At 71.7% G+C, this 8,345-nt stretch carries 6 protein-coding genes; 4 read left to right on the forward strand and 2 right to left on the reverse strand.

Translation table 11 applies throughout. The features are described from left to right. Entirely contained in the window at positions 1-2,391 is a 2,391-nt protein-coding gene (gene ligA / locus MOPEL_RS02120; protein ID WP_009481202.1) for an NAD-dependent DNA ligase LigA, read from the reverse strand. A gap of 186 nt (positions 2,392-2,577) precedes the next feature. Here ligA and MOPEL_RS02125 point away from each other — a divergent pair, with 186 nt between their 5' ends. Together MOPEL_RS02125 and MOPEL_RS02130 are read left to right on the forward strand one after the other, a co-directional pair. After that, positions 2,578-3,099, forward strand: coding sequence for an SNARE-associated domain-containing protein (locus MOPEL_RS02125; protein ID WP_009481203.1), 522 nt, complete (start codon positions 2,578-2,580; stop codon positions 3,097-3,099). 298 nt (positions 3,100-3,397) lie between these two features. Beyond that, entirely contained in the window at positions 3,398-5,062 is a 1,665-nt protein-coding gene (locus tag MOPEL_RS02130) for an ABC-F family ATP-binding cassette domain-containing protein (protein WP_040632387.1), read from the forward strand. Positions 5,063-5,147: 85 nt separating this feature from the next. On the opposite strand, the gene MOPEL_RS02135 is transcribed toward MOPEL_RS02130, so the two are convergent. Next, on the reverse strand, positions 5,148-6,257 hold the full coding sequence (locus MOPEL_RS02135) for a carbohydrate kinase family protein (protein WP_009481205.1): 1,110 nt from the start codon (positions 6,255-6,257) through the stop codon (positions 5,148-5,150). 319 nt (positions 6,258-6,576) lie between these two features. On the opposite strand from MOPEL_RS02135, the gene MOPEL_RS16995 reads away from it, so the two are divergent. Then, the gene (locus MOPEL_RS16995; RefSeq protein ID WP_009481206.1) at positions 6,577-6,957 is read left to right on the forward strand and encodes a hypothetical protein; all 381 of its coding nucleotides are present in this window, start codon (positions 6,577-6,579) and stop codon (positions 6,955-6,957) included. Between the two features lie 105 nt (positions 6,958-7,062). Beyond that, the coding region (locus MOPEL_RS02140; RefSeq protein WP_009481207.1) for an ISL3 family transposase at positions 7,063-8,345 on the forward strand (1,283 nt) is incomplete at its 3' end.

The raw sequence follows: 8,345 nt of genomic DNA on the forward strand, positions 1-8,345 counted from the left end.
TCAGTCGTCGGTTCCGGTCTCGGACGTCCCGTCGCCCTCCGCGGTGCTCTCGTCCGAGGAGTCCTCCGCCTCCTCGCCGAGACCCACCGCGGCGAGGCCGCCCGCGAGGAGCGCGACGAACCCCTCTTCGTCGAGGATCGGCACGCCGAGCTGTTCGGCCTTGTCGGCCTTGGACCCGGCGTTCTCGCCGACGACGACGGCGTCGGTCTTCTTGCTCACCGACCCCGAGGCCTTGCCGCCACGGGAGAGGATCGCCTCCTTCGCCTCGTCACGCGAGAAGCCCTGCAGCGAGCCGGTGACGACGACGGTGACGCCCTCGAGGGTGCGCTCGAGGGACTCGTCCCGCTCGTCGGCCATGCGGACTCCGGCGGCGGCCCACCGCTCGACGACGTTGCGGTGCCAGTCGACCCCGAACCACTCCTGCACGGACTCGGCGATCGTCGGCCCGACGCCCTCGACGGCGGCGAGTTCCTCGGTGCTCGCGGCCCGGATCGCGTCCATCGACCCGAAGTGCCCCGCGAGCGCGCGGGCCGCGGTGGGGCCGACGTGGCGGATCGACAACGCGACGAGCACCCGCCACAGCGGCTGCCCCTTCGCCTTCTCCAGCTCGGCGAAGAGTGCGTCGGTGGAGGCCCGGGGCTTGGACGGGTTCTTCGCCGTCGGCTTGGTGAAGAAGAACGGCTCCTTCTGCCACGGCCGCACGGTCGTCACGCCGCCGCGGGTGACCTTGCGCTGCCGCCACACGTGCACGTCGGCGAGGTCCGCGGGCGTGAGGTCGAACAGGCCGGACTCGTCGACGAGCACGGGCTCCTCACGCGGCACGCCCTCCTCGTCGGCCTCCTCGGGACGGTTTGCCTCGGGGTCGGTGAGGGCGATCGCCGCCTCCCAGCCGAGTGACTCGATGTCGAACGCCCCGCGGGAGGCGAGCCCGAAGACCCGCTCACGAAGCTGCGAGGGACAGGCCCGCGCGTTGGGGCAGCGGATGTCCTTGTCGCCCTCCTTCTGCGGCGCGAGTTCGCTGCCGCACGAGGGGCAGTGGGTCGGCATGACGAACTCCCGCTCGGAGCCGTCGCGGAGATCGACGACCGGGGCGAGGATCTCGGGGATGACGTCGCCCGCCTTGCGCAGGACGACGGTGTCGCCGATGAGGACTCCCTTGCGCTTGACCTCGTGGGCGTTGTGCAGCGTCGCCATCTCGACGGTCGATCCGGCGACCTGCACCGGTTCCATGACGCCGTACGGCGTGACCCGTCCCGTGCGGCCGACGTTGACGCGGATGTCGACGAGCTTCGTCGTCACCTCCTCCGGCGGGTACTTGTACGCGATGGCCCACCGGGGTGCGCGTGACGTCGTGCCGAGGCGTCGCTGGACGCTCACCTCGTCGACCTTGACGACGCACCCGTCGAGTTCGTGGACGAGGTCGTGCCGGTGCTCGCCGAAGTACGCGATGCGCTCGAGGATGCCGGCGAGGTCGTCGACGACGCGGTTCTCGCTCGACACCGGCAGCCCCCACCCACGGAGGATCTCGTAGGCCTGCGACTGGCGCGTGATGTCGAATCCCGTTCGGGCACCGATGCCGTGGACGACGACCTCGAGCGGGCGGGACGCCGTGACCGCCGGGTCCTTCTGTCGCAGCGACCCGGCCGCACAGTTGCGCGGGTTGGCGAACGGCGGCAACCCCTGCTCGACCCGGGAGGCGTTGAACCCCTCGAACTGCGCGACGGGGAAGTACACCTCGCCGCGGATCTCGACGAGTTCCGGGACGGTCACGGTGTCGGTGCTCTCGTCGTGGGCGTCGTGCGGCTGTTCGAGCCGTTGCGGCACTCCGGCGATGGTGCGCACGTTGAGGGTGACGTCCTCCCCGGTGCGGCCGTCGCCGCGGGTGAGGGCCCGCGTGAGCACACCGTTCTCGTAGAGGAGGTTGACGGCGAGCCCGTCGATCTTCGGCTCGGTGAGGAAGTGGAGCTCCACCCCGGGCAGCCCGTCGACGAGGCGCATGTACCACTCCGACATCTCCTCGGTGGAGAAGACGTTGTCGAGGCTGAGCATCCGCTCGAGGTGATCGACCGGCGTGAACGTCGTCACCTGCCCCGAGGCGTCGTCGGCCGCGACCGTGCCGACGTCGAACCCGCCCACCGTCTGCGTCGGGCTCTCCGGCACCCGCAGCGCCGGGTACGTCTCCTCCAGCTCCTGGAGCTCGCGCAGCAACGCGTCGTACTCGCCGTCGCTGATCGTCGGGGCGTCCTTGGCGTAGTACGCGAACTGGTGCTCGCGCAGCTCGTCGGCGAGTTCCTGCCACCGGCGTCGGGCGTCCTGCGGCGGGGCGGAGGGGGCGTCGGTGTCGGCCGGGTCGACGGTGCCGTCGGGGAGTTCATCGCTGCGGTCGGTCACGTGACCTATGGTGCCGCAGCCCTCCGACAACCCTCGTCCCGACACCCCTCCGTCCGTGCACCGACCGGTCGCCACCGACCCCGTCGACGCCCGACCATCGCGCCGCGCCGGGACGGCCGGGTTAGGTGCGACTCGCCTGCACTACCCTGCTCTGGGGCGTCCGGGGGGATACCGAGGAGGCAGACCATGGTCGAACGGTTCGCGGGGTGGCCCGTCGAGCTGATCTTCGGCGCGCTCTTCGTCATCGCGATGCTCCGGGGCCAGCTCGTGTACTGGCTCGCCCGCTCCATCACGACGGTGAGCCTCCACGGCGCCCGGACCGGCCGCCGCGCCCGCCTCGCAGCGTGGCTCGACGAGTCGGGCGTCGACCACGGTGCTCGCCTCATCCGCCGCATCGGACTCGTCGCCGTCCCCCTCTGCTACGTCACCGTCGGGCTCCAGAGCGCCGTCATGGCCGCCGCCGGTATCCTCCGCATCGAAGCGTGGAAGTACACCCTCGCCACCGTCCCCGGCGCCCTCGCCTGGGCCGCGATCTACTCGACGATCGGCTGGGCCCTCTGGGAGGCGGCGCTCCTCGCCGTCGCCGGACCCCCCTGGGGCATCGCCCTCCTCGTCGCGATCCTCGCGCTCGCCGTCGTCCTCGTCCGCCGTGCCCGGCGCCGCCCCAGCACCTCGGGAGACACCACCCCCGACGCCGAGGCCGCCTGAGCGAGCCGATACCGCCGTCCGAACGCGCCACCGCCCCACCGTCGCCTCGCCGCACGCGGCACCGCCTGGTCTGGGCGTGGGGCCGCGGCCTCGTCACGCCCTCGGAACGGACCCGATCCCCCCACCTCGGACGCCCGCGGCACGACGCCGCAGGTGAGGGCGTCGACGCCACTCGGCCCCTCTCGTCGACACCGTTCCGAGGGCGGAACACCCGCTCGACACCCCGCCGATGGGACCCGAGGACGCATCCCCGCCCCGCGAGGTCGGCCGCGGACGGCCGATCGGGGAGGATGGCCCGGTGAGTGCCACGATCCATGCCCGCGGCCTGGCGGCCGGCCACGGCGACCGCGTCCTGTTCTCCGGTCTCGACCTCGTCGTCGCGCCCGGCGACGTCGTCGGGCTCGTCGGCCCCAACGGGGCGGGCAAGTCGACGCTGCTGCGCCTGCTGGCCGGGGTGCGCCGCCCCGGGGCCGGTGAGGTCGTCGTCTCCCCCGCCGACGCGCGACTCGGGTTCCTCACGCAGGAGCCCGACGCCCGCCCCGGCGAGAGGATCCGCGACGCCCTCGCCCGCCGCACCGGCGTGACCGACGCGACCGCGGCGATGGACGCCGCCGCGCAGGCCCTCGGCGACCCGGGCGCGGGCGACGCCGAGAACGACACGTACGCCGCGACGCTCGAGGCCTGGCTCGCGCTCGGCGGGGCCGACCTCGACGAGCGGATGGAGGCCGTCGCCGACGACCTCGGCCTCGACGTCGACCTCGACCGGCCGGTCGCGTCCCTGTCGGGCGGGCAGGCCGCCCGGGTGGGACTCGCGGCGCTGCTGCTCTCGCGCTACGACGCCTACCTGCTCGACGAGCCCACGAACGACCTCGACATCGCGGGCCTCGCGCGGCTCGAGGAGTTCGTGCTGGGACTTGACGCGCCCGTCGTCCTCGTGAGCCACGACCGCGAGTTCCTCTCGCGCACGGCGACGTCCGTCGTCGAGATCGACCGGTCGCTGCAACAGGTCACCGTCTACGGCGGCGGATACGACGCCTATCTGGAGGAACGCTCGATCCGCCGGCGGCACGCCCGCGAGGCGTACGAGGACTACGCGCAACGCCGCTCCGAGCTCGAGGTCCGCGCCCGCATGCAGCGGGCGTGGATGGACAAGGGCACGAAGAACGCCGTCCGCAAGGCCAAGGGCCGGGGCCGGGAGGCCGACAAGAACATCCGCGCCCACGCCAAGGCGACGAGCGAGAAGCAGGCCGCCAAGGCCCGCCAGACCGACCGGATGATCGAGCGCCTCGACGTCGTCGAGGAGCCGCGCAAGGAGTGGGTGCTGCAGTTCTCGATCGCCTCGGCGCCGCGCTCCGGGGACGTCGTCGCGGTGACCCGTGGGGCGGTCGCGAGGCGGGGCGGGTTCACGCTCGGCCCGATCGACGTCGAGCTGCGCTACGGCGACCGGGTGGCCGTCACCGGCCCGAACGGGGCGGGTAAGTCGACCCTGCTCGCGCTGCTGCTCGGGCGGATCACCCCCGACGGGGGCACCGTGACGCCGGGGTCGCGCGTCGTCGTCGGCGAGGTCGACCAGGCGCGTGCCGCGTTCGAGGGCGAGGCGACGCTCGGGCGGCGGTTCGCGGACGAGGTGTCCGACTGGCCGGACGCCGACGTCCGCACGCTGCTCGCCAAGTTCGGCCTCAAATCCGATCACGTCAACCGGGCCGCCGACTCCCTCTCCCCCGGCGAGCGCACCCGCGCGGCCCTCGCGCTGCTGCAGGCGCGCGGCGTCAACCTGCTCGTCCTCGACGAACCGACCAATCACCTCGACCTGCCCGCGATCGAGCAGCTCGAGGAGGCGCTCGACGCGTTCGACGGCACGATCCTGCTCGTCACGCACGACCGGCGGATGCTCGACTCGGTGCGCCTCACGCGGCGCTGGCACGTCGAGGACGGCGCGGTCACCGAGATCGACGCCGACTGACGCGCACCCGACGCCCCGCAGTGCCGGTCGGGCGCGAGGTGACGCAACGGCTCCCGACCGCCCGTCCCGGCGCCGGGGAGGGCGATCAGGCGTCGGAGAGGCGGGCGATCGTCGCGGCCGCGCGGCGGACGGCGTGGACGGAGGAGTCGGGGACGATGTCGTCGAGGAAGGCGTACCGGCGACGCACGGACGCCTCGTAGGCGGTGCGCGGCGGCGTCGACCGCACCGAGTGCCACCAGTCGGCGATGTCGCCCCAGCCCGGGGCGGCGAGCGAGCCGCCCACGTGCTGCACGGCGAGGGAGGAGCACAGCGCGGCGAACGCGAGCCGGTCGGCGAGGGGCCAGGAGGCGAGGGTGCCGAGCGCCATCGCGGCACCGAACACGTCGCCGGCCCCGGTGGGGTCGACGGCCCGCACCCGCAGCGTGGGCACGGAGGCCTCCTCCCCCGTCGTCGAGTCGATTCCGAGGGCGCCGTACGGCCCGTTGGTGACGACCGCGAGGGGCACGTGGTCGGCGAGGGCGTAGAGGGCGTCCTGGGGCGTGTCGGTGCGCGTGTACGCCATCGCCTCACCGGCGTTCGGCATGAACGCGTGGCAGTTGGTGAGCTCCTGGAGGATGCCTTGGGACCATTCCCCGCTCGGGTCCCAGCCCACGTCGGCGAAGAGCAGCGCGCCGTCGTCGCGGGCCATCTCGATCCACGTCGGGTCGTCGGTGCAGCCGCGCGGCTGGGCCTCGGCGAGGTCGAGGAGCACGGCGCGGGCCCGCGGTGGGCGCCCGATCATCGTCGTCGGGCACTCGGGGGCGTCGTGGCCGTGCGTGATCATGTTGCGGTCGCCGTCCACGGCGATCGACACCGTCACCGGCGAGTGCCAATCGGGATAGCGGCGGGAAGTGCGCAGGTCGATGCCCTCCTCGGCGAGGGTGCGATGGCAGAACTCGCCGTAGTCGTCGTCGCCGAACGCGGCGCCGAGCGAGGTGCGCATCCCGAGCCGGGCCGTCGCGACCGCGAGGTTGGCGATGCCGCCCGGGCAGCTGCCCATGCCGTCGGCCCAGATCTCGCGGCCCGCGGAGGGCATCTCGTCGAGGCCGGAGAAGACAATGTCGAGGAACACCATCCCCTGGAGGAACACGTCGAACTCGGGGGCGTCCGGCTCGTCGCGGAGCGAGGCGAGCGGGTCGAAGTCGTGGTGGGCCATGCGGGACCTCCTCGGGTGGGGTGGTCCCATCGTGCCCCACGTGCACCGGCGCCCGCCGGACCCTCGTGGGAGAAGGCCCTCCGGCACGTCTCCGGGCAGCGCCGGAGCGCGGTCAGGTTCGCCGTAGGCGGGGATCGTCCGCTGGTAGACGCGCCCAAGGTGAACCTCGACGGCCATGTGACGCTTCTGTCGATCGGTGAGCGGGTCCACGCCCGGTGTGTAATGTCCGGCGGGGAGGGAGGGGGCACCCCTGTCGGTCGGTTGGCGGCCCTTGCTTCGGGGCGGGGTATATCCTGTCCCCAGAATAGGAGACATCACGATGCATGATTCTGATTCGGCCTGGAAGGAAGTCATCCTGCGAATCCTGCTGGAGGAGGCTTTCCAATTGCCAGGAACCCTGGAAAGCCCCTCCCCTGATGTCATCCCGTACCAGGTAGCAGAAGTTGACGGCACCCCCCCGCGGATGGTGGACATCGCTTTCAGGGTTGTGTCCCCTGATGGGACCGTCTTAGGTACGTGGGCCAAAAAGATGGAAGTCCCCCCCTCGCTGACTCGCCCAAATAGCGCTGCCGCCAGGTATCTAAAGCTCGCTTTCTGTGCAGGGATTATGGAGTGGTGGGAGACGACTGATAGGGGAGACGACCCGCTGTGTGGGATCGAGAGCATCGACTCTCCCTATAATCCGGCTCTTCACAGATGAGGGTGTAGCTGTGGTGCGACCTGGGGCGGCGCGTCGGTGTCGGGGTGAGGGTCGAGGTCTTCCGATGATGGGAGTTCTCACACAACCCGTCCGGAAGACCTCGACGTGCCTGACGCTACCTTCACGCGCCCTGACCTGACTACCTTCACCCGCCTCGACGGCCTCGGTCTGGAGGTCACCGGCCAGCTGCTCGAGCCTGACCGGTCCGTGCTGGCGTGCCGGGTCGTGGAGCCGGACGACTGGTGCAGGCGGTGCGGCTGCCAGGGCGTGCCCCGTGACACGGTGAGCAGGGAGTTGGCGCACGAGCCGTTCGGGTGGCGCCCTACCACGCTGGTGCTCACCGTGCGCCGCTACCGCTGCAAGGAGTGCTCGCACGTGTGGCGTCAGGACACCACCGCTGCGGCGCCGCCGCGGGCCAAGATCTCCCGCGCCGGCCTGCGGTGGGGTCTGGTCGGGATCGTCGTCGGCCACCTGTCGATGGCCCGAGTTGCCGAAGGACTGGGCGTGGCGTGGAACACCGCCAACGACGCGGTCCTGGCTGAGGGCCGGCGTCTGCTCATCGAGGACCCGACCCGCCTGGACGGTGTCAAGGTCGTCGGGGTCGATGAGCACGTGTGGCGGCACACCCGGCGCGGTGACAAGTACGTCACCGTGATCATCGACCTCACCCCGGTCCGGGACGGCACCGGGCCCTCACGCCTGCTGGACGTGGTCGAAGGTCGGTCGAAGAAGGCGTTCAAGGACTGGCTGGCCGAGCGGGACCAGGCTTGGCGCGATGGGATCGAGGTCGTGGCCATGGATGGGTTCGCGGGCTTCAAGACCGCCACCACCGAGGAGCTGCCGGACGCCGTCACGGTTATGGATCCCTTCCACGTCATCCGGTTGGCCGGGGACGCTCTCGATGAGTGCCGCCGCCGAGTCCAGCAGGAACTGCACGGACACCGCGGACGCAAGGGCGACCTGTTCTACACCGCGCGGCGGACCCTGCACACCGGGGCTGACCTGCTCACCGACCGCCAGCACGAGCGCCTTGACAAGCTCTTCGCTGGGGACCGGCACGTGCAAGTCGAGTGCACCTGGGGGATCTACCAGCGCATGATCTCCGCCTACCGTCACCCCGACCGGGCAGCCGGCCGCGTCGAGATGAGCTCCGTGATCGACGCCCTCGCCGACAGTGTGCCTGAGGCGTTGGTAGAACTGCGCAAGCTCGGCCGCACCCTGACCAGACGCGCCTGCGACGTCCTGGCCTACTTCGACCGGCCGCGCACGAGCAACGGACCTACCGAAGCCGTGAACGGTCGCCTCGAGCACCTGCGTGGCCTGGCCCTCGGCTTCCGCAACCTCACCAACTACATCGCCCGCGCACTCCTCGAAGCCGGCGGATTCAG

It is taken from the genome of Mobilicoccus pelagius NBRC 104925, assembly GCF_000247995.1.
In the GTDB taxonomy this organism is placed as follows: Bacteria; Actinomycetota; Actinomycetes; order Actinomycetales; family Dermatophilaceae; genus Mobilicoccus; species Mobilicoccus pelagius.